The sequence below is a fragment of the Curtobacterium sp. 458 genome (genome assembly GCF_030406605.1).
Classification (GTDB): domain Bacteria; phylum Actinomycetota; class Actinomycetes; order Actinomycetales; family Microbacteriaceae; genus Curtobacterium.
On the sequence record NZ_CP129104.1, the window covers coordinates 1,064,827 to 1,088,656 of the forward strand.

The 23,830-nt window shown below is 73.0% G+C and carries 24 protein-coding genes; 5 read left to right on the forward strand and 19 right to left on the reverse strand.

The window, feature by feature from the left end:
• Positions 1-3 precede the first annotated feature (3 nt).
• From QPJ90_RS05285 to QPJ90_RS05300, 4 genes are all read right to left on the reverse strand, one after another.
• Complete coding sequence (locus QPJ90_RS05285; protein ID WP_290133414.1) at positions 4-1,200, reverse strand: MFS transporter; 1,197 nt, start codon at positions 1,198-1,200, stop codon at positions 4-6.
• Complete coding sequence (locus tag QPJ90_RS05290; RefSeq protein ID WP_290133415.1) at positions 1,197-1,400, reverse strand: hypothetical protein; 204 nt, start codon at positions 1,398-1,400, stop codon at positions 1,197-1,199. Before QPJ90_RS05290 ends, QPJ90_RS05285 begins: the two co-directional genes overlap by 4 nt.
• 104 nt (positions 1,401-1,504) lie before the next feature.
• Positions 1,505-2,383 carry a helix-turn-helix transcriptional regulator gene (locus tag QPJ90_RS05295; RefSeq protein ID WP_290133416.1) on the reverse strand — a complete coding sequence of 293 codons (879 nt, stop codon included), beginning with the start codon at positions 2,381-2,383 and terminating at the stop codon, positions 1,505-1,507.
• A 56-nt stretch (positions 2,384-2,439) separates the two neighbouring features.
• Entirely contained in the window at positions 2,440-3,567 is a 1,128-nt protein-coding gene (locus tag QPJ90_RS05300) for a PQQ-dependent sugar dehydrogenase (protein ID WP_290133417.1), read from the reverse strand.
• Between the two features lie 248 nt (positions 3,568-3,815).
• Between QPJ90_RS05300 and QPJ90_RS05305 the strand changes: the two genes are divergently transcribed.
• Complete coding sequence (locus tag QPJ90_RS05305) at positions 3,816-4,481, forward strand: SDR family NAD(P)-dependent oxidoreductase (RefSeq protein WP_290133418.1); 666 nt, start codon at positions 3,816-3,818, stop codon at positions 4,479-4,481.
• 59 nt (positions 4,482-4,540) lie between these two features.
• Here the strand turns inward: QPJ90_RS05305 and QPJ90_RS05310 are convergent, their stop codons facing one another.
• The 4 genes from QPJ90_RS05310 to QPJ90_RS05325 form a co-directional block, all read right to left on the reverse strand.
• Positions 4,541-5,311 carry an SGNH/GDSL hydrolase family protein gene (locus QPJ90_RS05310; RefSeq protein WP_290133419.1) on the reverse strand — a complete coding sequence of 257 codons (771 nt, stop codon included), beginning with the start codon at positions 5,309-5,311 and terminating at the stop codon, positions 4,541-4,543.
• A 99-nt stretch (positions 5,312-5,410) separates the two neighbouring features.
• Entirely contained in the window at positions 5,411-8,161 is a 2,751-nt protein-coding gene (locus tag QPJ90_RS05315; RefSeq protein ID WP_290133420.1) for an ABC transporter permease, read from the reverse strand.
• A 35-nt stretch (positions 8,162-8,196) separates the two neighbouring features.
• A complete protein-coding gene (locus QPJ90_RS05320; protein ID WP_290133421.1) occupies positions 8,197-8,928 on the reverse strand; it encodes an ABC transporter ATP-binding protein in 732 nt (243 codons plus the stop codon).
• Positions 8,925-9,521, reverse strand: coding sequence for a PadR family transcriptional regulator (locus QPJ90_RS05325; RefSeq protein ID WP_290133422.1), 597 nt, complete (start codon positions 9,519-9,521; stop codon positions 8,925-8,927). The genes QPJ90_RS05320 and QPJ90_RS05325 overlap by 4 nt, the downstream gene beginning before the upstream one ends.
• Before the next feature lie 160 nt (positions 9,522-9,681).
• Between QPJ90_RS05325 and QPJ90_RS05330 the strand changes: the two genes are divergently transcribed.
• A complete protein-coding gene (locus QPJ90_RS05330) occupies positions 9,682-10,605 on the forward strand; it encodes an endonuclease/exonuclease/phosphatase family protein (protein WP_290133423.1) in 924 nt (307 codons plus the stop codon).
• A 2-nt stretch (positions 10,606-10,607) separates the two neighbouring features.
• Here QPJ90_RS05330 and QPJ90_RS05335 read toward each other — a convergent pair whose 3' ends face one another.
• The 4 genes from QPJ90_RS05335 to QPJ90_RS05350 form a co-directional block, all read right to left on the reverse strand.
• Entirely contained in the window at positions 10,608-11,486 is an 879-nt protein-coding gene (locus QPJ90_RS05335) for an aldo/keto reductase (protein ID WP_290133424.1), read from the reverse strand.
• A 58-nt stretch (positions 11,487-11,544) separates the two neighbouring features.
• The gene (locus tag QPJ90_RS05340) at positions 11,545-12,132 is read right to left on the reverse strand and encodes a YdeI/OmpD-associated family protein (RefSeq protein ID WP_290133425.1); all 588 of its coding nucleotides are present in this window, start codon (positions 12,130-12,132) and stop codon (positions 11,545-11,547) included.
• Positions 12,133-12,235: 103 nt separating this feature from the next.
• Positions 12,236-13,813 (reverse strand): FAD-binding protein, encoded by a 1,578-nt coding sequence (locus QPJ90_RS05345; protein WP_290133426.1) that lies wholly within the window; start codon positions 13,811-13,813, stop codon positions 12,236-12,238.
• A 43-nt stretch (positions 13,814-13,856) separates the two neighbouring features.
• Complete coding sequence (locus QPJ90_RS05350) at positions 13,857-14,399, reverse strand: acyl-CoA thioesterase (protein WP_290133427.1); 543 nt, start codon at positions 14,397-14,399, stop codon at positions 13,857-13,859.
• A gap of 128 nt (positions 14,400-14,527) precedes the next feature.
• On the opposite strand from QPJ90_RS05350, the gene QPJ90_RS05355 reads away from it, so the two are divergent.
• Positions 14,528-15,514 (forward strand): aldo/keto reductase, encoded by a 987-nt coding sequence (locus tag QPJ90_RS05355; protein ID WP_290133428.1) that lies wholly within the window; start codon positions 14,528-14,530, stop codon positions 15,512-15,514.
• Positions 15,515-15,632: 118 nt separating this feature from the next.
• Here QPJ90_RS05355 and QPJ90_RS05360 read toward each other — a convergent pair whose 3' ends face one another.
• Positions 15,633-16,115, reverse strand: a complete 483-nt coding sequence (locus QPJ90_RS05360) for an FBP domain-containing protein (RefSeq protein WP_290133429.1) — start codon at positions 16,113-16,115, stop codon at positions 15,633-15,635.
• Between the two features lie 209 nt (positions 16,116-16,324).
• Entirely contained in the window at positions 16,325-17,101 is a 777-nt protein-coding gene (locus QPJ90_RS05365; RefSeq protein WP_290133430.1) for a class I SAM-dependent methyltransferase, read from the reverse strand.
• Between the two features lie 38 nt (positions 17,102-17,139).
• Between QPJ90_RS05365 and QPJ90_RS05370 the strand changes: the two genes are divergently transcribed.
• Complete coding sequence (locus QPJ90_RS05370; protein ID WP_290133431.1) at positions 17,140-17,361, forward strand: hypothetical protein; 222 nt, start codon at positions 17,140-17,142, stop codon at positions 17,359-17,361.
• Positions 17,362-17,493: 132 nt separating this feature from the next.
• Here the strand turns inward: QPJ90_RS05370 and QPJ90_RS05375 are convergent, their stop codons facing one another.
• The 3 genes from QPJ90_RS05375 to QPJ90_RS05385 form a co-directional block, all read right to left on the reverse strand.
• Entirely contained in the window at positions 17,494-18,372 is an 879-nt protein-coding gene (locus tag QPJ90_RS05375; RefSeq protein WP_290133432.1) for a helix-turn-helix transcriptional regulator, read from the reverse strand.
• A gap of 135 nt (positions 18,373-18,507) precedes the next feature.
• Entirely contained in the window at positions 18,508-19,785 is a 1,278-nt protein-coding gene (locus QPJ90_RS05380; protein WP_290133433.1) for a hemolysin family protein, read from the reverse strand.
• 142 nt (positions 19,786-19,927) lie between these two features.
• The gene (locus QPJ90_RS05385) at positions 19,928-20,911 is read right to left on the reverse strand and encodes a M23 family metallopeptidase (protein ID WP_290133434.1); all 984 of its coding nucleotides are present in this window, start codon (positions 20,909-20,911) and stop codon (positions 19,928-19,930) included.
• 140 nt (positions 20,912-21,051) lie between these two features.
• Between QPJ90_RS05385 and QPJ90_RS05390 the strand changes: the two genes are divergently transcribed.
• A complete protein-coding gene (locus QPJ90_RS05390; protein WP_290133435.1) occupies positions 21,052-21,546 on the forward strand; it encodes a hypothetical protein in 495 nt (164 codons plus the stop codon).
• A 20-nt stretch (positions 21,547-21,566) separates the two neighbouring features.
• Here QPJ90_RS05390 and QPJ90_RS05395 read toward each other — a convergent pair whose 3' ends face one another.
• Entirely contained in the window at positions 21,567-23,264 is a 1,698-nt protein-coding gene (locus QPJ90_RS05395; RefSeq protein WP_290133436.1) for a cation:proton antiporter, read from the reverse strand.
• A gap of 27 nt (positions 23,265-23,291) precedes the next feature.
• Positions 23,292-23,660 carry a hypothetical protein gene (locus QPJ90_RS05400; RefSeq protein WP_290133437.1) on the reverse strand — a complete coding sequence of 123 codons (369 nt, stop codon included), beginning with the start codon at positions 23,658-23,660 and terminating at the stop codon, positions 23,292-23,294.
• Positions 23,661-23,830 lie beyond the last annotated feature (170 nt).

A 23,830-nucleotide genomic window follows, 5' to 3' on the forward strand; every position in this document is an offset into this window, starting at 1 on the left:
GGGTCAGTGACCGGCGGTGACGACGAGTCCGCGGCGCCGGTGCACCGCCCACACGGTGAGTGCGAAGCCGAGCAGCACCGCGCCACCGACCGTCACCGCCGTCCACCCGCCGACGTTCCACAGCACCGAGGCCACGGTCGAACCGATCGCACCGCCGACGAAGTTCCCGGTCACGAACGCCGTGTTGAGCCGGCTCCTCGCGGCCGGGTCGATCGCGAACAGCCGCGTCTGGTTGAGCACGTTCGCCGCCTGCACCCCGACGTCGAGCAACACGACCGCGACGAGCACGACGACGATCGACCGGGCGCCGAGCCCGGCGACCACGAGTGACAGGAGCACGAGGACGAGCGCTCCACCGGTGACCGGGACGGAGAGGCCCCGGTCGTGGAGTCGTCCGACGCGCTGGGCCGCCACGGCACCGGCGAGTCCGGCCAGCCCGACGAGGCCGATCGCCGAGGTCGAGTACCCGTAGGGCTCGCCGCTCAGCAGGAACGTCAGGGCCGTCCAGAACATCGTGAACACCGCGAACACCGTCGCGCTGATCACGAGCGTGACGCGGACGGAGCGGTGTGCGGCGACGGCCCGGAAGACCGAGACGATGAGCGTCGGGTACGGCACCCGCTCGCGGCGGTCGAGCTGGGGGACCGCACGGCGCAGCAGCACGGCGAAGACGAGCGCGGCGGCCGCGGCGACGACGTAGATCGCGCGCCACCCGAAGGCCTCCGCGACGAGTCCGCTCACCGTGCGGGACACGAGGATGCCCGTGAGCACACCCGAGGCGATCGTGCCGACGACCCGGCCCCGCGACGCCGGATCGGCGAGGTCGCCGGCGAGCGGGATGAGCAGCTGCCCGGCGACCGTCGTGAGCCCCACGAATGCGAGGGCGACGAGCAGGACCGCGAACGAGGGGGCCACGGTGGCGAACAGGAGCGCGGCGGCCGAGGCGATCAACACACCGGGGATCAGCCGCTTGCGGTCGAGGACGTCGCCGAGCGGCACCACGAGCAGGATGCCGAGGGCGTACCCGACCTGGGTGAGGGTGACGAGCAGTCCGGCCAGCGCGGCGGACGTGCCGAGCGACGACGCGATGTCGTCGAGCAGGGGCTGCGCCCAGTAGAGGTTGCCGACGGCCGCGCCGCCCGCGACGGCGAACAGCAGCGTGCGGCCCGGCGTCATCCCGGCTCGGCCATGGTCGGTCACCGGCGGAAGAGCTCGGCGAAGGCGGCCGCGCTCGGAGCGAGCCGGACGGCGGCCTCGGCGCGCACCCGGTCCTCCCGGGCACGGTCGCGGGTCAGCTCGTGGAGCTCCTGCTCGGCCTGCCAGCGGAACCGCAGCCGTCCCCAGGACGACGTCGTGCCGGAGGCCGCGGCGGGGGTCTCGATGGACGAGGTGTCGGTCATCGTGCGTCCTTCCGGATCGGGTTCGGGTCCCTCCACGCTAGGACCGACGCGACGGCCGAGACAGGGGCTGCCGACACCCCTCACGGCAGGGCCTCCGTCACACGTCAAACGAGCGCGCGGGCCCGCTCCCCGATGCGCTCCGTCGCGGCCCACGAGGCGAGCACCCGGAGGGCGTCGGCGGTGGGGCTGCCCGGGGTCGCCGGGTAGATCGTCAGGGACAGCCCCGGGTCCTCGGCGAGCTCCAGCGTCTGGAAGTGCAGCTCGAGGGGGCCGACGACCGGGTGCCGGAAGGACTTCACGCCCGCGTAGTGCCGGCGGACGTCGTGCGAGGCCCAGAGTTCGCGGAACCCGTCGCTCCGCATCGACAGCTCCCCGATGAGCGCCGCGAGGTCCCTGTCGTGCGGGTTCCGTCCGGCCTCACGGCGGAGGATCGCGACGTTCGTGTGCGCGGCCCGTTGCCAGTCCGGGTAGAACTCCCGGGCGACGGGGTGCAGGAAGATGAAGCGCGAGAAGTTCATCGGCCGGTCCGGGGAGTCGACCTGGACGGAGTGCATCGCGTACCCGAGGTCGTTCGCCGCGACGATGTCCTGCCGGTTGTTGAGGATCATCGCCGGCGCGTCCGTGATGACGTCGAGCAGGTACTGCAGCTCCGGGCGCACCGCCGCGACCGGGGTGGTCCGACCGGCCCGCCTCGGGGAGTCGTTCTGGTGCTTCGCGAGGTCCCGGAGGTGTTCGTGCTCGGCCCCGTCGAGCTGCAGCGCCCCGGCGATCGCGTCGAGCACGCTGTCCGAGACGCCCTGGAGGTTCCCCCGCTCGAGTCGGGTGTAGTAGTCGATGCTCACGCCCGCGAGCCGTGCGACCTCTTCCCGCCGGAGCCCCGACACGCGCCGGCGCCCGCCGAAGGTCTCGACGCCGGCCTGCTCGGGGGTGATCCGGGCGCGGCGGCTCGAGAGGAAGTCGCGGGCTTCGTCACGGTGGTCCATGCCGTCACCGTACTTCCGCGGCCGCGCGGCGTGCGGGGTGCTGCCGGAACCCCTGTTCAGCCCCGGGACAGCGGGACGGCGACGATGCGGTCGTCGTCGTCCTGGGGGTCACCCCGTCCGTCGGTGTTGTTCGTCACGAACCAGAGCACACCCTCGGGGCCCTCCAGCACGGTGCGGACGCGCCCGAAGTCGCCGCCGAACCACTCGGTCGACTGCGACGGGTCGGACACGGGGACCGCCCGGACCGACTCGCCCTGCAGGTTCGCCACGAAGACCGTGTCACCGATCACCGCGAGGCCGCTCGGGGAGGCGTCGCTCGTGGCCCACTGCTGCACGGGGTCGACGAACCCCTCGTCCGTCCCGCCCTTCCCCTCGAACTCCGGCCAGCCGTAGTTCGAGCCCTTCTCGACGAGGTTGAGCTCGTCCCAGGTGTTCTGCCCGAACTCGGCGGCGAACATCGTGCCGTCCTCGGCCCAGCCCATGCCCTGCACGTTGCGGTGTCCGAGGCTCCACACGTACGAGTCAGGGAACGGGTTCGCGGCCGGGACGTCCCCGTCGGCCGTCATCCGCAGGATCTTCCCCGCGAGGGAGTCGCGGTCCTGCGCATCGGGCCCGTTGCCGGCGTCCCCCACGCTCGCGTAGAGCATGCCGTCCGGACCGAACGCGATGCGTCCACCGTTGTGGATGCCGCTCGACGGCAGCCCGTCGAGGATCGTGGTGGCGTCGCCGAGACGGTACGAGCCCGTGTCGCCGGCGAGCGCGAAGCGTTGGATGCGGTTGCCGTCCTCGGCGGTCGAGTACACGTACAGGTCGCCGTCGTGGAGCGCGAGCCCGAGCAGTCCGCCCTCGCCGCCGGACCGGACGCCAGGGACCGTGCCGACCTCCCGCGTGCTGCCGTCCGCCGCGAGTTCGAGCACCTTCGCCGAGTCGCGTTCGCTGATGAGTGCCTCGGGACCGTCGCCGGTGCGGACGACCGACCACGGTGCGTCGAGGCCGGTCACGACGTCGGCGGGCTCCCCGTCCGGCACGAGTGACGCGACGGTCGCCGTCGACGAGGGCGCCGGACTCGACGTGACGGTGTCCGGTGCCGTCCGTGCACCGCCGCCGGTGCAGGCCGACAGGACGAGGGCCGTGGCGGCGGCCGCGCCGATGGCGCTCCAGGCGCGGCGGGTGGTCGTGTGCACGGTGTGCCTCCCGGGGTCGTGTCCCGATTGCACACGCTCCGGTCGTGAGGAGCCTGTACGGGCACTCAGTGCCGCCACGTGTCTGCCGGGAGGCGCGTGGCGGCGCCGCCCCGCGCCTCCCGTCCGAGAGGGGGTACGACAGGACCCGCCTCCACCGAGCGCCCGCTGGTTCAGTGGACGTCTGCGGGACCGGACGGTCCCGCAGACGGGCCGCAGCCCGGACACCGTCGTCCCGGAAGGACCACACCATGACCACCATCGCCATCGTCGGTGCCGGCAAGGGCCTCGGCGTCGAGACCGCCGCCCGCTTCGCCCGCGAGGGGTTCTCGGTCGCGCTGATCTCGCGCAACCAGGACCGACTCGACTCCCTCGCCGCACAGCTCCGCGAGCAGGGCCACACGGCCGCCGGCTTCGCCGCGAACGTCCGCGACGGGGACTCCCTCCGTGCCGCCCTCGAGCGGGCGACCGAGCAGCTCGGGCCGATCGAGGTGCTGCAGTACAGCCCGCTGCCCGCCAAGGAGTACATGCGGCCCGTGCTCGAGACGACCGCGGAGGACCTCGTCGGACCGATCGAGTTCTCCGTGTACGGCTCCGTGAACGCCGTCCGCCAGGTGCTCCCCGGCATGCGGGCCCTCGGGAAGGGGACCATCCTGTTCGTCAACGGCGGCAGCGCGGTCCGGCCCGGTGCTCGGGTGACCGGGACGTCGGTGGCGTTCGCCGGCGAGAGCGCCTACGCACAACTGCTGCACGACGCCGTCGCCGAGGAGAACGTGCACGTCGGGCAGCTCATCATCCCCTTCGGGATCGACGACGGGCAGGAGGACCACTCGGGCGCAGCGGTCGCCGATCGCCTGTGGACGATGCACACCGAGCGCGGGGAGTTCCGCACCTACGCGGAGCCGCTGCCCGAGTGAGCCGTTCCCCGGGAGCTGCGTCGGCCGGTGAACACTGCTGGGTCCGGCCCGGGCCCGGGTCAGCGCGCGGCTGCCTCGATCGCGTCTGCCATGTCCTGGGCGACCCGGACGTTCGCGGCGGCCGTGGGGTGGATCCCGTCGGGCGTCGTCCCCGGCTCGTACGCGCCGTCGGACGTCCGGATGGCCGTGAACGGGTCGACGTAGGACCACCCGTGCTCCTGGGCCTCGGCGCGGAGCTCCCGACTGAGGACGAGCTGGCCCGCCCGTCGGTCGGCGCCCCACAGGCTCGTCGTGCGATCCGACGGCGGCCCGGCGACGATCAGCACGTGGTGCGCGTCGACCTTGTGGACGACGGCGTCGACGTTCGCGGTGATCCGTCCGACGGGGACGGCCTGGTTGACGTCGTTCGTCCCGAGTTCGACGACGAGCACGTCGGCGTCCGGGACCGGTCCGATCTCGTGCAGGACCTGGTCGGAGCGGTACCCGCTGTGCGCGTAGCCGCCCACCGCGTGGAGGTCTGGGTCACCCTCGAGCTGGTGCAGCCACGAGTCGGGCCGCGCCGTGATGGAGTCCCCGGCGTACGCGAAGGTGACGGCGTCCGTGGCGTGCGCCGTGTCGAGCGCGCCCCGGACCACCTGGTCCGGCGTCCGTCGGAGCGCGGCGTCCCGCCGGAGGACGGCGTCCTTCCGGATGACCGTCTCCTGCTGGGCGGCGACGGCTCCGTCGGCTGCCGCGGTGTGCGCGGTGGCGATGACGACGGCGCCGGTGCCGACGAGGGCGGCGGAGGCGATGATGCTCATGAGGACCACGAGGTGGCTGGTGCGGGACACGACTACAGGTATCCCTCGGATCCGCCGCGAGAACCAGACCCCAGACCTGGGGAATCGTCGCGGTGACTGTGGCTTCTCGCACCCGTCGCTGGGAGCGCCTCAGTGTGCACGGCGTACCGCCAGACGTCGACCACGTCCGGACGTGAGCCACGTGGCCGTGGTCACGAGGACGGGCAGCCCGATCGCGAGCAGACCCAGCACGGGCCAGTCCGCCACGAACGGCATGTGACTCACCCCCGGCGGTGTCTCCCCGAAGCGCAGGGTCAGCGCACGGATCGGCAGGAGACCGAGCACGGTGCCGATCACCGCGCCGACGGAGGTGAGGATGGCGGCTTGCCACGCCGTGGAGCGTCGACGCAGGCGTGGCGCGGCCCCGATCGCGTCGAGCACCTCGTCGTCCCGACGGCCGTCGGCACGGGCGAGCCCGATCGCGACCGCGGTGGCGCCGATGGTCACGGCCGCAGCGAGGGCGAGTGCCAGCGCCCGGACCGGTGCACTGGCGTCGACCGGGCCGGCCTCGTAGGAGAAGCTCGGTGCTGACGCCTCCGCACGCGCCGAGCCCCCGTAGCTCCGCCACGCCGAGGCCAGCTCGCCGAACTGCTCGGGCGAGACCTCGCCGTCGAGCCGCGTGACCAGGAGGCCGTCCACCGCGGGGACCCGGTACAGTTCGGCCGTCGCCTTCGTCATGAAGACGCCGACCTGGATCGGCGGGTCCTGCTCGTCGAGGACCGCCGGGATGCTCGTCGTCGCGTCGGGGTGGTCCGGGTCGGGCGACGTCGCGTCCTTCCAGCTGCGGTCGTGGAAGGTGTCGAGCCGGACCGCGTCGTCGTGCACGTACTCGGGCCAGAGCGAGACGGCCCTCCCGTTCGCCAGGGCGTCGCGGACGGCCGCGGACGGCCGGTGCCCGGTGAGCACGGCGTAGTCGTCGACGGTGCCGGTGAGGACGTGTGAGCTCCCGCCGCCGGGCTCGAGCCAAGAGCTGCAGAATGCGGCGCCGCAGTCCTCGGGCCGCTCCCAGAGGTGGAGCTGGGTCAGGGTGCTGGGGTCCTCGGTCGCCTGTTCGTCGAGGATCCCGAGCACCCGGATGCGGTCGTGGTCGAACACGCGCGCGCTGACCTCGGCCGCCCGTGCCGTCACCGCAGCGTCGTGTCCCTGCGGGAAGGAGCGCCCGTCGAGCCGCTGGACGTCTGCCGTGGCCACCCCGACCGCGGTGCTGTACTGGTAGTCGCGGACGTACTGGGCGTGCTGCGACGCGTTCCACGTGATCACCACGGACGCGACGAACACGACGCTCATCACACTGGCGAGCACCGGGACCGTCCGCACCGGGTTCCGGCGGGCATCGCGTCCGGCCATCCGCGCGGCGAGACCGAACCGGCTCGACACGCGCGCGACGAGGTCGAGCACCCACGGCGAGCAGATCGCGACCCCGAGCTGCACGAGGCACGGCCCGATCGCCACACCGGCACCGACCACCCACGCCCAGTGGTCCCGCTGCCCGCTCTGCTCCGGCCGGTCGTTCAGGACCAGGACACCGATGCCGCACGCGAGGGTCATGACGGCGCCGACGACGATGAGGAGCGGTCCCCACGTACGACGACGGCGGGTCGCCGCCCGGCTCGGGGTCTCCGGGCGGAGCGACCCGCGGAGACCGGCCAGCACGTTCACCCGGGTGGCGGCACGGGCTGCGGCGAGGGAGGACAGGACACCGGCGAGGACCCCGGCGACCGCGATGCAGAGGAGCATCACCGCGGGGACGTGCAGCCCGGGGAAGGAGTTCACGTTGCCGTTGTCGAGCAGGTGGAACGCGAGCGCGCCGATCCCCACGCCGATCGCCGTCCCGAGGACCGCCCCGGCCGTCCCGAGCACGAGTCCGGACCCGGCGACGACCGACCGCACGACTCCCCGCTCCGCGCCGACGCTCGTCAGGATCGCGTACGAGCGGGCGTCGGCGCGGGTGCCGACGAGGAACGCTGCACCGGCGAGCAGGCCGACCTCGAACAGGGCGAACACCCCGACGAGTCCGAGTCCGGCGATGTACCACCCGAGGCTCTGCGGACCCGAGGAGCCGTCGACCCGTTCGTCCGGCGGGTCGAGCACGACCGGACGCGACTGCACGACGATGCCGTGGTCGTTCAACCGCTTGATCTCCGACCACGTCGGGGCGTCCGTCGGCAGGTAGACCGTGACCGCGCCCGCATCGGACCGGCCCGTCGAGATCGGGGCGGCGTCCGCGGCGATGCTCCCCCATGGCAGGTAGACCGCCGTCTCGTCCGGGTCCTGCCCGAGGTCGCGCATCGTCCCCGTGATGGTGAACCGCTTCGTCACCGGGTCGGTCACGTCGACCGTGTCACCGATGTGGAGCCCGGTCTTCGCGAGCATCGCCGGCGTCATCATCGCCTGGTCGCGTGCCGTCGGAGCCGTGCCGTCGAGGACGTGCCAGTGCCCGTCGAGCACCGGATCCCACGTGTCACCGAGGGTCGCCGTGGTGCCGACCGGGCCGTGCGCACCGCGCAGCACGACGTCGGTGGTCGTCACCGGGATCGCGAGCGCACCCTTCGGCACGTACTCCGTGACGTCCGCGAAGGGGGTGTCGTCGTCGGCCTTCGCCGCGGGACTGTTCGTCTCGGTGTCGGTGGCGGTCCACTGCACCGGGTCCTGCCGCATGCCGCGGGCATCGGGCTGCTGGGTCGTCATCTGCGCCTGGGCGTGCCCGAGGTCGTACCGGAGCTGCTCGGCGGTCGTGGGCTGCGTCGAGGCGAACAGCACCGAGACCCCCGCGAAGCCCAACGTCGGCAGACCGATCAGCGCGACGATCAGCGCCGCGCGTCCGGGCTTCGCGAACGCCATCCGTCTGCCCAGCCGGAGCGCCGGCCGGAGCCGGATCACGAGCGGGTCCGGTCCGCGAGCGCCATCTCGACGCCGGAGTACACCGTCTCGTCGACGACCCGGCCGTCCCGGAGGAACACGATGCGGTCCGCCCAGGCAGCGTGTCGGGCGTCGTGGGTGACGAGGAGCGCCCCGGCGCCCGCGTCGACGTGCCGACGGAGCATCCGGAGCACGACCTCACCGGTCTGCGAGTCGAGGGCACCGGTCGGCTCGTCGGCCAGGACCAGCCGGCGCTCGCCGACGACCCCGCGTGCGATCGCCACGCGCTGCTGCTGCCCGCCCGACAGGTCGTCCGGGAACGCGTCGCCCCGGTGCCCGAGCTCGACGTTGTCGAGTGCCAACTGCGCGGCCCGACGGGCACGGCTGGTCTTCCAGCCGTCGAGCTCGAGCGGCAGCGCGACGTTCTCGATCGCGGTCAGGGAGGGGATGAGGTTGAAGTCCTGGAACACGAAGCCGACGAGACGTCGACGGAGGGCCGCGAGTTCCTTCGCCGGACGGTCGGCGACCCACTCTCCGTCGATGCGGACCTCACCGCTCGTCGGGGGCAGCAGCGTGCCGGCACAGGCCAGGAGCGTCGACTTCCCCGACCCCGAGGTGCCCATGACGGCGACCATCTCCCCGCGGCGGATGGTCAGGTCGACACCGGCCAGGGCGGTCACGGCCTTCGAACCGGAGCCGTACTGCACGCTCACGGCGTCGAGCTCGAGGAGCGGAGCCTCGGCGTTCACCGGGCGCTCCGGACGGTCTCGTCGGAGGGCGTGGGCGTGGACGTGGACGTGGACGTGGACGCGGCCGAGGCGCGGTCGTCCGGTCGGTACCGGGAGACGCTCGACTCGACGTGGTCGAGCCAGCGGACCTCGGCCTCGGCCTGGAACACCATCGACTCGAGCACGAGCGACCACGCGAGGTCCGTGGCCGGGTCCGCCGTGCGCTTCAGCCGCGTCAGGTCCTGCAGGTTCCGGACGGCCGCGCCGCGCTGGACCTGCACGAGCCGCTCGACGTCGACACCCGCCACCGTGACGGCGAGCGCGAACTTGATCGCGAGTTCGTCGCGACCGCGCTTCGCCGGGACCGGCTCGCTGAACCACCGCACCACGGCGTCCCGGCCGGCCGCAGTGGCGGTGTACACGACGTGACCGTCCTCGTCGGCGTCGCCTCGCTCGACGAGCCCGTCGCGCTCGAGCCGGTCGAGGGTCGTGTAGACCTGGCCGATGTTCACCGGCCAGCTCCCGCCGGTGCGGTGCTCGAACTCCCCCCGGAGCTGGTACCCGTACCCGGGTCCGTCTACCAGCAGCGCGAGTACGCCCATCCGTACGCTCATGACACTCCCCCTCGTCCGGCCCGTCGTCGGGCATACCGAGTATGCCCATACCCGGTATGCATCCGCAAGAGCACGACGCCCCGGACCCCCCCAGTGGTCACGGACCGAACGTGCACGGGACGCCCCGGCCGCTGTCAGACCGGCTCCCTACCCTCGGACCGTGCCCCTCCGTTCCCGCAGCCGGAACCCCGGTCGCACGGTCGTCGTCGCCGTCGTCGGCGCCGCGCTCGTCGTCGGGGTCGTCGTCCTGCTCGCCCCGCGCGTGCTCGACGTGCTCGGGACGCCCGGGTCCGCCATCGGGTCACTGCTGCCGTGGATGGGCGTCCTGCTCGTCCCCGTCGCCGGACTCGCACTCGGGACCCGGTCGAAGCGGCTCGCCGTCCTCTCGGTCGCCTACGCTGCCGCCTGGTCGGTCGCGGTGCTCCCCGGGGTGCTCACCCCTGCGGCGACCGGCGAGCCCCAGCTCACGGTCGTCACGCAGAACGTCGAGGCCACCAACGAGGACCCGACCGCGACCGCGGAGGCGATCGCCGCACGGCACCCCGACGTCATCGCCCTCGAGGAACTCACCGGCGACTCCGGCGAGGCCGTGCAGTCGGCGCTCGCCGATGCCTACCCGCACCACTACCGCGTCGGCTCCGTCGGGGTGTGGAGCCGGACGACGCTCAGCGACGGGCAGCCCCTGACCCTCGGGCTCGGGTGGGCGCGGTCACTCCGGGTGACGGTCGACACCGCGATCGGCGACGTGCGGCTCTACGTGGTGCACGTGGACTCGTTGCGACTGGAGACGGAGGACGCGCGGCCGACGATGCTCCGGTCCCTCACCTCGGAGGTCCGCGACGACCCCGCCGAGCGGCTCGTCGTCGCCGGCGACTTCAACGGCGGTGCGTCGGACCCGCTCATGGCGCCGCTGCGGGACGAGCTGTCCGAGGGCGGCGGGTTCGGGTTCACCTGGCCGGCGCAGATGCCGGTCGTGCGGCTCGACCACGTGTTCGTCCGCGGGCTCGGCACGGTGGCCACCAGCGTCCTGCCGTCGAACGGCAGCGACCACCGGGCCGTGCTCGCGGAACTGCGTGCGGGCTGAGCTCAGCGGCCGAGGCCGGAGAGCTCCTCGAACTCCTCGTCGGTGAGCTCGACGACGGCGCCCTGCAGGTTGTCCTCGAGGTGGTCGACGCTCGACGTGCCGGGGATCGGGAGCATCACGGGCGAGCGCTTCAGGAGCCACGCCAGGGCGAGCTGCGCCGGCGTCGCACCCTTCCGCTCGGCGATCGCCGTGAGCGGCGAGTCCTCGCCGGTGAGTCCACCGGTCGCGAGCGGGAACCACGGGATGAAGCCGATGCCCTGCTCCTCGGACCAGTCGAGGAGCTCCTCGGCGTCCCGCTTCTGCAGGTTGTAGAGGTTCTGGACGGTGACGATCGTGGCGTGCTCCTGGGCGGCCTTCACGTCGTCGACCGAGACCTCGGACAGTCCGATGTGGCGGATCTTGCCCTCGTCCTGGAGCTTCTTCAGCTCCCCGACCTGGTCCTCGAGCGGCACCTTCGGGTCGATGCGGTGCAGCTGGAACAGGTCGATGCGCTCGAGGCCGAGACGGCGCAGGCTCATCTCGCACTCCTGGCGCAGGTACTCCGGGCGGCCGACCGGCGGCCACTCGTTCGGACCGGTGCGGGTGAGCCCGGCCTTGGTCGCGATGACGACGTCGTCGCCGTAGGGGTGCAGGGCCTCGCGGAGCAGGTCCTCGGCGACGTACGGGCCGTACGAGTCGGCGGTGTCGAAGAAGTCGACGCCGAGCTCGACGGCGCGCTTGAGGACGCGGACGGCCTCGTCGTGGTCCTTCGGCGGTCCCCAGACGCCGGGGCCGGTGAGCTGCATCGTGCCGTAGCCGAGGCGGTGGACCTCGAGGTCGCCACCGATGCGGAAGGTGCCGGAGGACGCTGCGGGACGGGTGGTGTCGGTACCAGTGGTCATGCACGCCGTTGTACGCCGCGCGTGTGTCGCGTCCCTGAGCGGTCGTCCCCCGCGCTGGTCAGGCCGTGGGCTTGCGCGGGTACGGGGTCTCGCCGCGCTCGAGTCCGCCGACGAGCTTCGCGATCCGGTTCGCCCGCGCCATCGCGCTCGGGGCCGTGGTCACCCGGTGCAACACCGCGTACCGGTTCGTGCCGTCGAGTTCGGCGAACAGTGCGGCGGCGGCCGGCGCGGCGTCGAGCGCTGCCCGCAGGTCGTCCGGGACCGTGGCGGTCGCGGCACCCGCGTAGGCACGGTCCCACCGGCCGTCGTCCTTCGCGCGGTCGACCTCGGCCTGCCCCCGGTCGCGCATCCGGCCGGTGGCCACGAGTTCCGCGACGAGGCCGATGTTCCGCTGCGACCACAGGGACGCCCGGCGCCGGGGCGTGAAGCGCTGCCGGAACGTGGCGGCGTCACGCCCGCGCTTCTGCCCGTCGATCCACCCCGAGCACAGCGCCTCGTCGAGCGCCTGGTCGTAGGTCAGGGACGTCGGCGCGGTCGTGCCCTTCTTGGCGAGGACGAGCCATACGCCGTCGGGGTCGTCCTCGTGCGCATCGAGCCAAGCGCGCCAGGCCGCGGCGTCGGGGAGCACCAGGTCCTCGGGGTCCATGCCGCCGATGCTAGGCCGCACCGCCGACGAGGCGACGATCGTGGCGGACCCGCACCGTGCCTCCAGGCCGGATCGCCGGATCGCCGGAACCCGACCCGACCGCTCACACCCAGTGCGGCTGCGACAGCAGCCCGTCCGGGTCGACCTGTTCGGCGATCCGGTGCAGCCGCGAGGTGTTCACGCCGAAGTAGGCCGACGGGTCCGTGATCGCCGCGTCACAGTAGTTCGCGTACGCAGCGCTCCCCCACGCCGGCGTCATCGCCTTCCGGAACGACCGCACGTACGCGTCGAACGGCGCCGGGTCCGTTCCGTCCGCGAAGACCGCCGTGTACTGCACCGTCATGAGCGCCGACCGCCACGGGAACGCCGAGTCCGTCCGCCCGACCCGCGCGACCGCCCCGCCGAGGGCGTCGAGCGAGACACCGCCCTCGAGGTTCCCGGACACGTCCCCGGCGGCTTCCGCGTGCTGCACGAGGACGTCGATCTGCGCGTCCGTGAGCTTCGTCCCGCCGATCGACGACGTCGCCGCCTCGGACACGCGCTGCGGCTTGCCGGCGAGCGCGGACATCGCGGCGCCGTACGACAGCTGCTCGGCCGTGTGACGCGTGGGCTTCACTCCGGTCGCCGCGATGAAGCCGTCGACGGACGCGTCGGCGCCGGTCTTCGAGCCGGTCCACACGCCGGTCACGGTGACCGACAGCGAGGAGTGCCGCGAGCCGCCGAGGAGCTTGAGCGTCGACCACAGCTCGTCGTCGGCGGTCGGGGCCCAGTTCTGCCACGCGCGCACGACGTCGGCTGCGGCCGACGCCGGGAACGCGAGCTCGAAGAGCAGGACGCCAGGCGCGGCGCGGGTCCGGAAGGTCAGTGCGGTCACGACGCCCACGGTCCCGCCCCCGCCGCCGCGGCACGCCCAGAAGAGGTCGGGCTCCGCCTGCTCCGACACGTCGTGCACGGCGCCGTCGGGTGTGACGAGTCGCACGGCCGTGAGCTGGTCGCAGGTCAGACCGAAGGAGCGGGTGAGCACGCCGACACCGCCACCGAGCGTCAGGCCGCCGGTGCCGACCGTCGGGCAGGAACCGGCGCCGATCGCGCGGCCCTGGGCAGCCAGCGTCGCGTACACGTTCGCGAGCTGCGCGCCGGGGCCGATCGTCGCGGTGCCGTCGGCGTGCACCTCGATGCCGTCGAGCTCCTTCGTGCTGATGACGAGCGAACGCGGGACCTCGGTGCCGGGGGCGCCGCCGGCCGACCACCCCGTGTACGAGTGGCCGCCGGCGCGGAGGGCGACCGGTGTGTGCGTGTTCCGCGCGAAGGCGAGGCCGGCCTGCACGTCCGCCTCGCTCGTGGCGAGCAGGATGCCCTGCGGGTCGGCGTCGTCGTACCGCGGGTTCTCGAGCACCCGGGCGTCGTCCCAACCCTGTGAGCCGGAACGCAGGAGCCGTCCCGACACCGCTGCGGCGAGGGCTTCCCACGAGTCGGGGCCGCCCGGCGCCGGGGACGAGGTCGGCGTCCGGTCCGGCGCTGCACCCGTCGCGGAGGCCGGGCCCGACGGCGACCGACCCGGTTTCGGCGCCGAGCCGGAGCACGCCGCGAGGAGACCCGCGAGCCCGATGCCCACGCCGCCCCCGATCAGCGCGCGTCGGCTCGTCCGGTGGAACGCGCGGTCGGTGGAGTCGGGGTGCATCGCTCCTGTCTACGCCATGCTCGACCGCTCGACGAGGCCGGAGTCAGCGGGCGGTGCTGCTGATCCGCACAGCGTCGGCCCACTCGTGCACCCACGCGGGCACCGTGAGGTCCCGCGGCGCGGGTCCGGTGACCGCGAGCAGCTCGGTGGGCGACACGTGCCCGCCGTCCCGGTGCAGGAACCGGGCCTGCACGACCGCCCGGGCGATGACGGCGTCCCGCCGCACGAAGGTCTGCTCCATGTACACCGAGCGCTCGTCCATCCCGAGCACCCGCGTGCGCAGGACGAACCGCTGCCCGAGCGTCAGCGACCGCTTGTACGTGATCGTCTGCGCGGCGACGACGGCGTACCACCCACGCTCGGACGCCGCCTGCCAGAAGCCGGAGCGGGTGAGCAGGTCGTACCGGCCGAGGTCGAGCAGCGACAGGTACTTGCCGTTGTTCACGTGCTGCAGCGGGTCGAGGTCGGTGAGCGTGACCCGGAACGGCGTGCTCGTCTCGTCCCACAGCGAGGTGCCGCTGCCTCGACGCGTCGCGGCCAGTCGGGTGCGCAGGGTCAGGAGGAGCAGCCGGAAGTACAGGTTCACGGATCGATCACACCAGTTGCACTGTGCACCCGGCGAGCGCGTTGGAGGAACCGCACGATCGCATTCCCACCTGGGCGGGCACCGTCAGAGCCTCCCTCCAATCGCGGATCGGCGAGTAGACCGGACGCATGCAGACACGCAAGCTCGCAGACCTCGAGGTCGGTCCGGTCGGCCTCGGCACCATGGGCATGAGCGCCTTCTACTCCGGCGCCGGCTCCGACGACGACGAGTCGATCCGCACGATCCACCGCGCGATCGACCTGGGCGTCACCCTGTTCGACACCGCCGAGGCGTACGGCCCGTACACGAACGAGGAGCTCCTCCGCCGCGCACTCGCCGACCGCCGCGACGACGTCGTCATCGCCACGAAGTTCGGCTTGATCACGCACACCGCGGGCGAGGCCACCCCGGCGACCGAGCGCGGCATCAGCTCCGCCCCCGAGTCCGTCCGCGAGGCGCTCGAGGGTTCCCTCCGCCGACTCGGCACCGACCACATCGACCTCTACTACCAGCACCGCGTCGACCCGGCGGTCCCGATCGAGGACGTCGTCGGCCAGCTCGCCGGCTTCGTCCAGGAGGGCAAGATCCGCCACATCGGACTCTCCGAGGCGTCGGCGGCGACGATCCGCAAGGCCCACGCCGTGCACCCGATCACCGCCCTGCAGAGCGAGTACTCGCTGTGGACGCGCGACCCCGAGGGCGAGGTCCTCGACACCCTCCGCGAACTCGGCATCGGCCTCGTGCCGTACTCCCCGCTCGGCCGCGGCTTCCTGACGGGTGCCATCACGAGCCCGTCCGACCTGGACGACGACGACTTCCGCCGCGCGAACCCGCGCTTCGCCGAGGAGGCCTTCGCACAGAACATGCGCATCGTCGACTCGGTCAAGGAGATCGCCGACGAGGTCGGCGGGACCCCGGCCCAGGTCGCGCTGGCCTGGCTCCTCGCGCAGGGCGACGACGTCGTGCCGATCCCGGGGACGAAGCGGGTCAGCCGGCTCGAGGAGAACGTCGGTGCGACGTCGATCACGCTCTCGGCGGACCAGCTCACGCGGCTCTCGTCGCTGCCCGTGCCCACGGGTGACCGCTACCCCGACATGTCCTCGATCGGTCGCTGACGCGAGCGACGCGCGTCCCTGACGCGACGGGCGCGTCCCTGACGTGACCACCTGACGGCCTGGAGGCCCGTGGCACGCTCGCCACGGGCCTCCCGTCCGTCCGGTGGTCGCGCTGGGACTAGACCTCCGCGGCGAACGCGGCCGCGCGGAGCTGCAGGTCCTCGATGCGCTGCAGTCGCGCAGCCTCGACGTCGTAGCCCTCGTAGGCGGGCGGCGGCAGCTTCCGGACGTTCCGTGAACACTCGAAGTCCTGGCAGACGAGCGTCCCCACGGTGTTGCCGTTCCGACCGGCCTTCCCGGACCGCTTGGCGCTGTAGAACACGACGTCGTTCGGCAGCTTCACGTCCTGGCACCACGAGCACTGCGCCCGGCTGCGGGGCGACGCCTCGGCCTGCCGGAACAGGATCCCGACGAGGTCGCCCTCGAGGGTGGGGACGACGGCGTAGGCACGGCGGCCGATCTTCGGGTCACGCCAGCCGAGGTAGTCGAGCACGTCCCAGTCGGTCGCCTCGAAGGCGTCGGGGAGGGTGATGTCGGCCGTCTCCTTGCGGGAGGCGTTGACGAAGGACGTGCGGATGGTCTTCTCGCTGATGGGCAGCATGGTGTGTCGCTCTCGACGGGGGCCCGGGGCACGCGGATGCGCGCCGCACCGGGCGGAGGTGGTCAGGGGTCGGTGACGGCGGCCGCACCGCACGGTGCGACCGGGGGCGTCACGCCCTGATGCCGGCGCTCTGCGCGCCGACCACCTCCTGGAAGCTCACCCGACCAGCCTACGACGACGTGTCAAGCCGGGCGTGTCGCGATCGTCGGTCAGGCCGGTGTCGCCTGCAGCAGCACGAGGGACCCGTCGTAGGACGGCCGCACCCGGAGCGAGCCGTGGCGGCGGTCCCACTCGCCGGAGTCGAGCGCGTCCCGGAGCGCCGCGACCGATCGCCGGGCCGTGACCTCGTCCACGAACGACCACGCAGAGTTCGCCAGTCGTGCCCCGGGGTCGAGGAGCCGCTCGGGTCGGGCGTAGTACGCCTCCGAGAAGCCGTCGACGCACGTGAAGGGGATCGGCAGGCGGGTGGTCTCGACCTCGCCGCCGAGAGCCGCCGCGATGCGGTCGAGGGCGGGGTAGCGGCGTGCCTCGGTCGCCATCACCTCGGGGGCGTACTCGGCGAGCCAGTAGTCCTGCACGCGGTCGGGGTCGCACGTCAGGACGACGACGGGGCCTCGGGTCACGCGTCGCACCTCGGCCAGCCCGCGCTCGAGGTCACCCCACTGGTGCACCGAGAACGTGGTCATCGCGGCGTCGAACGTGTCGTCCGCGAACGGCAGGTCCTCCGCGGTCGCGTCGATCGCCGTCGCGAGGGTGTCGGGGCGCTGCGCGCGCATGGCGGCCGAGGGCTCGACCGCGGTGACCTCGCGGTCGGTCGGCTCGTACGAGCCCGCGCCTGCCCCGACGTTCAGCACGGTCCGGGCGTCGCCGAGCGCCTTGGTGATCGCTCGGGCGAACGACGGCTCCGGGCGGCGCCAGCGGCGGTACTCCTGGCCGATCACGGCGTAGTCGGCGTCGCCGGCGGATCCGTCCGAGGTCCTCGTCACCGCTCCAGCCTACGGACCGCCGCTGCTACGCTCGCCGGATGTTCTCCGGGGGATTCGCCGTCGTGACCGTCGTGTACCTGCTCGTCGTGCTCGCCGCACTCGTGCTGGGTGTCGCGCTCATCGTGCTCGCCTTCGCGGGGATCCGGGTGCTGCGGCTCTCCGCGGTCGAGCGGGAGCTGCGCATCGAGCGGCTGCGGCTGCAGAACGCCGACCTGTTCGACGGACTCGACGACGACGAGCCGGGGCCGCCCGCGGCGTAGCCGGTTCGGGGTCCGGAGTCCGGGGTCGAGGTCCACGAAACGCGCGCGTTTCGACGTTGCACCCGTCGAACGACGCGCGCGGCGTCGAAACGCGCGCGTTTCGTGGCCGAAGCCGCCCCCCCCCGCCGCGGGCTACACCGCGGCGGACCGCTCCGAGCGCTCCGTCGCCGCCCAGGTCCCGAGCAGCGCCAGGTTCCGCTCCGACTCGCTGCCGGGCTCGGCCCCGTACGTGAACATCGTCAGGCCGGGGTCCGCGACGAGGTCGAGCGCCTCGTAGGTCAGCTCGAGCCGCCCGACGACCGGGTGCTCGATGCGCTTCCGACCGGTTCGGTGCGACCGGACGTCGTGCGCCGCCCACCACGTGCGGAACTCCTCGCTGCGGGTCGAGAGCTCCCCGACGAGCGTCACGAGTCCGGGTTCGCACGGGTTCGCGACGGCCGCGGCACGGAGGATCGCCACGGCGTCCCGCGCGGTCTGGGCCCAGTCGGGGAAGAACTCGCGGGCGGCCGGGTCGAGGAACGTGAACCGTGCGGTGTTCACCGGACGACCTGGTCCCGCGAACATCGGCGAGTAGAGCGCCCGACCGAGCTCGTTCGTCGCGACGACGTCGCCGCGCTCGTTCCGCACCCACGCGGGCGCTCCGGTGATCGCGTCGAGGAGCTGCTGCACCCCCGGTCGCACCCGGGTCGGGACGTTGCGGTGCATGGTCTTCACGCCGGCGTTCGCCAGCCGCGCGAGGTCCCACAGGTGCGTGCGCTCGTCCTCGTCGAGCCGGAGCGCCGCCGCGAGGCCGTCGAGCACGCTGTCCGAGACGCCCTTGAGGGTGCCCCGCTCGAGCCGCGTGTAGTAGTCGACGCTCACCCCGGCGAGCATCGCCACCTCGTGCCGGCGGAGACCCGGGACCCGTCGGACTCCCCCGCCGAACGTCGGCATGCCGACCTGGTCCGGGGTGAGCCGTGCCCGTCTCGAGGACAGGAAGTCCTGGATCTCCTTGCGCACGTCGATACCCATGTCGGCAAGGCTACGTGGCGAGACCGGTACCGGGACAGGTACCGGGAGGGCCTGCCTCGGTACCGGGTCCACGCGGATCGGACGGGAGGCCCGTGGCGGCGCCGCCACGGGCCTCCCGTCCGCTGGAGGTCGCCGCTACAGCGCGCGTTCCCGCGCGACCAGGCGCACCCGCGCCACGCGGTGTCCGTCCATCTCGGTCACCTCGAGCGACCAGTCGTCGAGCTCGACCACGTCGCCGACGACGGGGATGCGGTCGAGGTGCACCTGCACGAGGCCGCCGACGGTCTCGTAGTCGCCGTCGGGCAGGACCGGACCGCCGTCGGCCGCGAGGTCCTCGAGCACGAGCGATCCGTCGACCCCCTCGGCGGCGGCGGACGCGGTGTCGGACTCGGCGGTGTCCCACTCGTCCTTGATCCGGCCGACGAGGTCCTCGAGCAGGGCCTCGAGCGTCACCATGCCCGCACTGCCGCCGTACTCGTCCACGACGAGCGCGATCTGGTGGCCGTCCGTGCGCATCTGGGCGATCGCGCTCGAGAGCGACTTCGTCTCCGGCATCGCGAGGACCGGCCGGACGAGGGTCGCGAGCGGCGCCTCCGGATCGACGGGGCGGAGGAGGTCGCGGAGGTGCACGAAGCCCGTGACGGCGTCGCGGGAGCCCGAGGTCACCAGGTAGCGCGAGTGTCCCGCGTCGAGCGCGTGGTCGGTGGCCTGGCGGATGGTGAGGTCGGCGTCCATCGTGGACACGTCGTACCAGGGGCGCATCGACTCCCGGAGGGTGCGGTCACCGGCGTCGAGGGCGCTCCGGGCGATCTGCCGGCCCTGGGCGTCGATGGCGTCGTGCTCGGCCACGAGGTCGCGGAGTTCCTCGGTGCTCATCGACTCGCTGCGGGCGTTCGGGTCACCGCCGAGCAACCGCACGATCGCGTTCGTCGTGGTGGACAGCACCCAGATGACCGGACGCATGAGCGTAGCGAACCGATCGAGCGGCGGGGCCACGAGCATCGAGAAGCCCTCGGCGCGCTGGAGGGCGAGGCGCTTCGGGACGAGCTCGCCGAACACGAGCGACAGGTACGCGATGACGAGGGTGAGCAGCACGAGGGCGACGGCCTCGGCGGCGCCGCGGTCGAGGCCGAGGCCCTGCAGCAGCGGCGCGATGTCGGGTGCGATCGACGAGGCGCCGTACGCGGCCGAGAAGAACCCGGCGACCGTGACGCCGATCTGCACCGCGGAGAGGAAGCGGTTCGGGTCACGGCTGAGCTGGGCGACCCGTGCGCCGCGCGGCCCCTTGCGTTCGAGCTGCTGGAGCTGCGACTCGCGGAGGGAGACGAGGGCGATCTCGGCGGCGGCGAACACGCCACCGACGAGCACGAAGAGGATGACGAGCCCGAAGGCGATCCAGGTGTCGGCGCCCATCAGCGGGTGGTCCGCTCAGGTCGGGGCGGAACCGGTCGCGTTCGGGCGCTGGGCCTGTGACAGTCGTCCATGCCTGTGAGCCTGCACAGGGGTTCTGGGAAGGTGCCCCGCGGTGACTGCGGGGGTGCTGTGGATCGGCTGCCTAGGCGGTGATCGGGCGTCCGGTGCGAGCTTCGAGCCACGCGGCGGGGTCGATCGGGGTGACCCCGTCGAGCAGGACCTCGAGGTGCAGGTGTGCGCCCGTCGAGACGCCCGAGTTGCCCACCTGGCCGATGAACTCGCCCGCCTCGACGGTGTCGCCGACCTTCAGGGGCGTGGAGCCGGGGATCATGTGGCCGTACAGCGTGGCGACCTTGCGACCGTCGATGACGTGGTCGATCACCACGGCCGTGCCGTAGTTGAAGTACGTGCCGGCGACGCGGACCGTGCCCTTCGCGATCGCGCCGATCGGGGTGCCGAGCCCAGGGGTGAAGTCGAGGCCCTCGTGCAGCGACGAGCACGCCCCGCACGGTGCCGAGCGGTACCCGAAGCCGGAGCTCATCTGCACCGGGCCCGGGAACGGCGAGCGGACCTCGCCCCCGAAGGAGACGGAACCGCTCGCGGTGGCCTGTTCCTTCGTGGTCGAGCCGCCGCCGATCGTGAAGCCGTCGCGCGCGGGGTCGGCGAGGGCGGCGAGCTGCGTGACCGAGTAGTCCTGACCGGCGACGCTCGGGGCGAGGGTCGCGGTGGCGACCGCGGTGCCGGACGCGGCGTGCGCGGGGGTCGCGGAGGCGGCGAAGAGCACGAAGGCCGCGAGGGCGCTGGTGAGCGTCACGCGGCTGGCGCGGTTCGCCGGGCGCAGCGGGTTGACCCGGGTGCGCAGCGGGCGTCGTCCCTGCGGGGTCGTCGCGACGGCGGCCGGGCGGGCGGTGGTCGGCCCGGTCACGTCGCGGTCGACGCGGCGGATGCGGGTCTCGGTGTGCGCGGCACTGGCGTGCTCCGTCGTGGCCCCCGCGGTGGCGGCCGTGCGACCGGTCCGCCGGGGTTGCTTGCGGGACGCGGCGCGCTCGGCCTCGAGGGCTGCGCGGCGCGACAGGTGCACGACCGGGGTCTCCGGGTGCTGGTCTGGGTGGGGTGCAGTCGTCATGGCCGCCTACCATTCTGCACGACTCTGTTCGTTTGTACAGACCCCAATGTGATCATTCCGTTACCGGACGCGCCCCGACGGCACGGTCCTCCGTGTCGATCGGTACTGTCCGAGGAGAGCGACCGGAAGGACCGAAGCCCATGGCCCGAACGCCGCGCGAGCGTCACGGACCCGTCGACCTGCGCTCCGCCGAGGTCGTCCTCGCCGGCACCCAGGAGCTCCTGCCCGTGCTGCGTGCCGCCGCGGTCCGGGCCGGGGTCGACGCCACGAGGATGCGGGTCGTCGGCGTCGATGACCTCCCGGACCCGAGCGAGTCGGGGGACGCCGAACTCGCCGTGATCGCGATCCGCCGACCCGGCGACGACCCCGCGTTCCACCGGGCGCACGAGGCCGCGGAGCTCATCGACCCCCTGCTCGCGCCGAACGCGGTGCGCATCGTCGTGACGGTGTCGGGCGTGACCCGTCTCGCGCCGAAGATCGAGCGCACGCTGACGTCCGAGGTGCTCCACCAGATCGGAGCCGCGGCCGCGCCGACGGGACGGAACCGCCCGTTCCGGAACCTTCGGATGCGTCTCGGTCTCGCGGCGCTGAAGACCTCCGGTGTCCGGGTGTTCCGGATCACCATCGGGCACTAGGACGCCGGGACGCTAGGACACTAGGACGCCGGCGCTCCGCGGAGCTCGAGCGCGATCTGCTCGGCGTCGAGGTTCTGCAGCATCGCCTCGAGGACCTCGGCGTCGAACGTCCCGTCGTCGCGGGCGTCGAGGATCGCACGCCGCTGGGCCTCGAGCACCGCGAGCCGTCGGGCCTTCTCGCGACCCATCCACGCGCGGAGTTCGGTCGGGTCCGCTGCCTCGAGTTCCTCTCGCCGGGCCGGAGGCTCCTCACGCACCGACTCGACGGACTCGGACGCCGCGCGCATGAGCTCGATCAGCCGTCGTCGTTCCGCGGCGTCGGAGGCGCTCGTGTCCGGGGACGGCTCCGCGATCCGCCGGAGGAGTGGCCCGATGGTGCCGCCCTGGAGGACGAGCGACAGCACCGCGACGGCGAACGCGATGAGGACGAGGAGTGCGTGCTGCGGCGTGGTCTCGGGTTCGAGCGTCTGCGCGGCCGCGACGGTCACCGCGCCGCGCATGCCGGCCCAGACGACCGTGGTGCCCTCCCGCCAGCCGAGCGGGGCGCGACGGTAGTAGGCGATGTCGGCCAGCAGTCGCCGGAGCCGCACGGTGAAGCGGTCGAGCTCGCGTTCCGACGGCTGCCGGTTGCCCGGTCGGTGCTCGCGGATCATCTCGCTGATGGCGTCACGGTCCTCGGTGCGGCCCATCTCGCCGACGCGTTCCTCCATCCGGGCGCCACGACGTGCGCTCGCCGACAGTGCGGCGAGCAGCGGGACCACGTACGCCGCGCGGACGACGAGCGTCAGGACGAGGGCGCCGACCGCGATGAGGACCGCGGGACCGATGCCGACGTGCTCGACCCGCACGTCACGGAGGATCCCGGAGAGCTGCAGTCCCATCGTCAGGAAGACCGCGCCCTCGAGCACGAGCTCGATCGTCCGCCAGTTCTGCGCGTCGGACAGCCGGTGCGAGGGCGGGAGCCTCCGCGGACCGACGATGCCCGTGAACAACCCCGCCACGACGGCCGCGACGAGCCCGGACCCGCCGAGGTGCTCCGTCGGGACCGCCGCGACGAACGGTACGGCGAACGAGAGCGCCGTGTTGATCGCCGGACTCGACACGCGTCGCCGCACCGCCACGTTCGACCAGCCGACGAGCCAGCCGACGACCGCCGCGAGTGCGACGGCCCACGCGAAGTCGCCGAGCGCGCCCCAGAACGAGAACGACGCCGCAGCGGCCGCGATCGCCGTGCGGAGCAGCACCAGTGCGGTCGCGTCGTTGAGCAGGGACTCGCCGTCGAGGATCGACACGACGCGGCGCGACACCGAGGTCTGCTTCACGATCGACGTCGCCACCGCGTCGGTGGGGCTCACGATCGCCCCGAGCGCGATGCCCCACCAGATCCCGATGCCCGGGACCACCCACGCGAAGAACAGCCCGAGGACGACCGAGCTCGCGACGACGAGCAGCACCGACAGACCGCTGATCGCGCCGAACTCGCGCCGGAAGTTCATCGACGGCATCGACACCGCTGACGAGTACAGCAGCGGCGGGAGCACCCCCGCGAGGATCCACTCGGGGCCGATCCGGACGTCCGGCACCCACGGCACGAGGCTCGCCGCGATGCCGACCGCGACGAGCACGAGCGGTGCCGCGACGCCGATGCGCGGGCCGAGCACGGCCGCACCGGCGATGGCGAGCAGGGCGATGACGCCCACGACGAGGAGTTCGGTCACGCACCCAGGGTGGCACCGAACGCCCCGTCAGTCGCCGGTCTGGTCCGTGCTGTGGACGGCGGAGGCGTCCACCCGGTGCTGTGCAGGGACGGTGTGCGCGACGGCCGCCACGCTCCCCACGGCGAGCACGAGCGCGAGCGCCCCGGCAGCACACGCCGTCCCGATCCGGCGCAGCCGCGAGCCGGTCCCGCGCTGCCGGGGTGCGAACCGGGCGATCCCCCGCGCCGGTTCCGGTCCGACGAGCCACGGGCCCGAGCCGTCGACGTCGTACGAGAAGGGGCCCGATCCGTCCGGGGCGTACCGGTACGGACCGCTGCCGTCCACCGCGTAGGCGGAGCGGAGGTCCTCGGCTGTCCACCCGAAGTCCTCGGGTGTCCGTCGTCGTGTCGTCGTCACGGTCTGCTCCTCCCACCGCGGCGTGGGAGCCGCGGGAGACCAGTCCACGCGTGGTCCCCATGCGTCGGCCATGTGCCTCCCGGGCGTCGGGCGGAAGTTCGCTGGGAGGTGACCCGACCAGGTATCTTGACATCGAGACATCCCGCGCCTGCGAGTAGCGTGGGGCGTAC

Coding starts and splice junctions, on each gene's coding strand:
- QPJ90_RS05290 (WP_290133415.1), bottom strand. CDS start 1,400: ATGACCGACACCTCGTCCATCGAGACCCCCGCCGCGGCCTCCGGCACG.
- QPJ90_RS05295 (WP_290133416.1), bottom strand. CDS start 2,383: ATGGACCACCGTGACGAAGCCCGCGACTTCCTCTCGAGCCGCCGCGCC.
- QPJ90_RS05305 (WP_290133418.1), top strand. CDS start 3,816: ATGACCACCATCGCCATCGTCGGTGCCGGCAAGGGCCTCGGCGTCGAG.
- QPJ90_RS05315 (WP_290133420.1), bottom strand. CDS start 8,161: ATGGCGTTCGCGAAGCCCGGACGCGCGGCGCTGATCGTCGCGCTGATC.
- QPJ90_RS05325 (WP_290133422.1), bottom strand. CDS start 9,521: ATGAGCGTACGGATGGGCGTACTCGCGCTGCTGGTAGACGGACCCGGG.
- QPJ90_RS05335 (WP_290133424.1), bottom strand. CDS start 11,486: ATGACCACTGGTACCGACACCACCCGTCCCGCAGCGTCCTCCGGCACC.
- QPJ90_RS05340 (WP_290133425.1), bottom strand. CDS start 12,132: ATGGACCCCGAGGACCTGGTGCTCCCCGACGCCGCGGCCTGGCGCGCT.
- QPJ90_RS05345 (WP_290133426.1), bottom strand. CDS start 13,813: ATGCACCCCGACTCCACCGACCGCGCGTTCCACCGGACGAGCCGACGC.
- QPJ90_RS05355 (WP_290133428.1), top strand. CDS start 14,528: ATGCAGACACGCAAGCTCGCAGACCTCGAGGTCGGTCCGGTCGGCCTC.
- QPJ90_RS05360 (WP_290133429.1), bottom strand. CDS start 16,115: ATGCTGCCCATCAGCGAGAAGACCATCCGCACGTCCTTCGTCAACGCC.
- QPJ90_RS05370 (WP_290133431.1), top strand. CDS start 17,140: ATGTTCTCCGGGGGATTCGCCGTCGTGACCGTCGTGTACCTGCTCGTC.
- QPJ90_RS05375 (WP_290133432.1), bottom strand. CDS start 18,372: ATGGGTATCGACGTGCGCAAGGAGATCCAGGACTTCCTGTCCTCGAGA.
- QPJ90_RS05380 (WP_290133433.1), bottom strand. CDS start 19,785: ATGGGCGCCGACACCTGGATCGCCTTCGGGCTCGTCATCCTCTTCGTG.
- QPJ90_RS05385 (WP_290133434.1), bottom strand. CDS start 20,911: ATGACGACTGCACCCCACCCAGACCAGCACCCGGAGACCCCGGTCGTG.
- QPJ90_RS05390 (WP_290133435.1), top strand. CDS start 21,052: ATGGCCCGAACGCCGCGCGAGCGTCACGGACCCGTCGACCTGCGCTCC.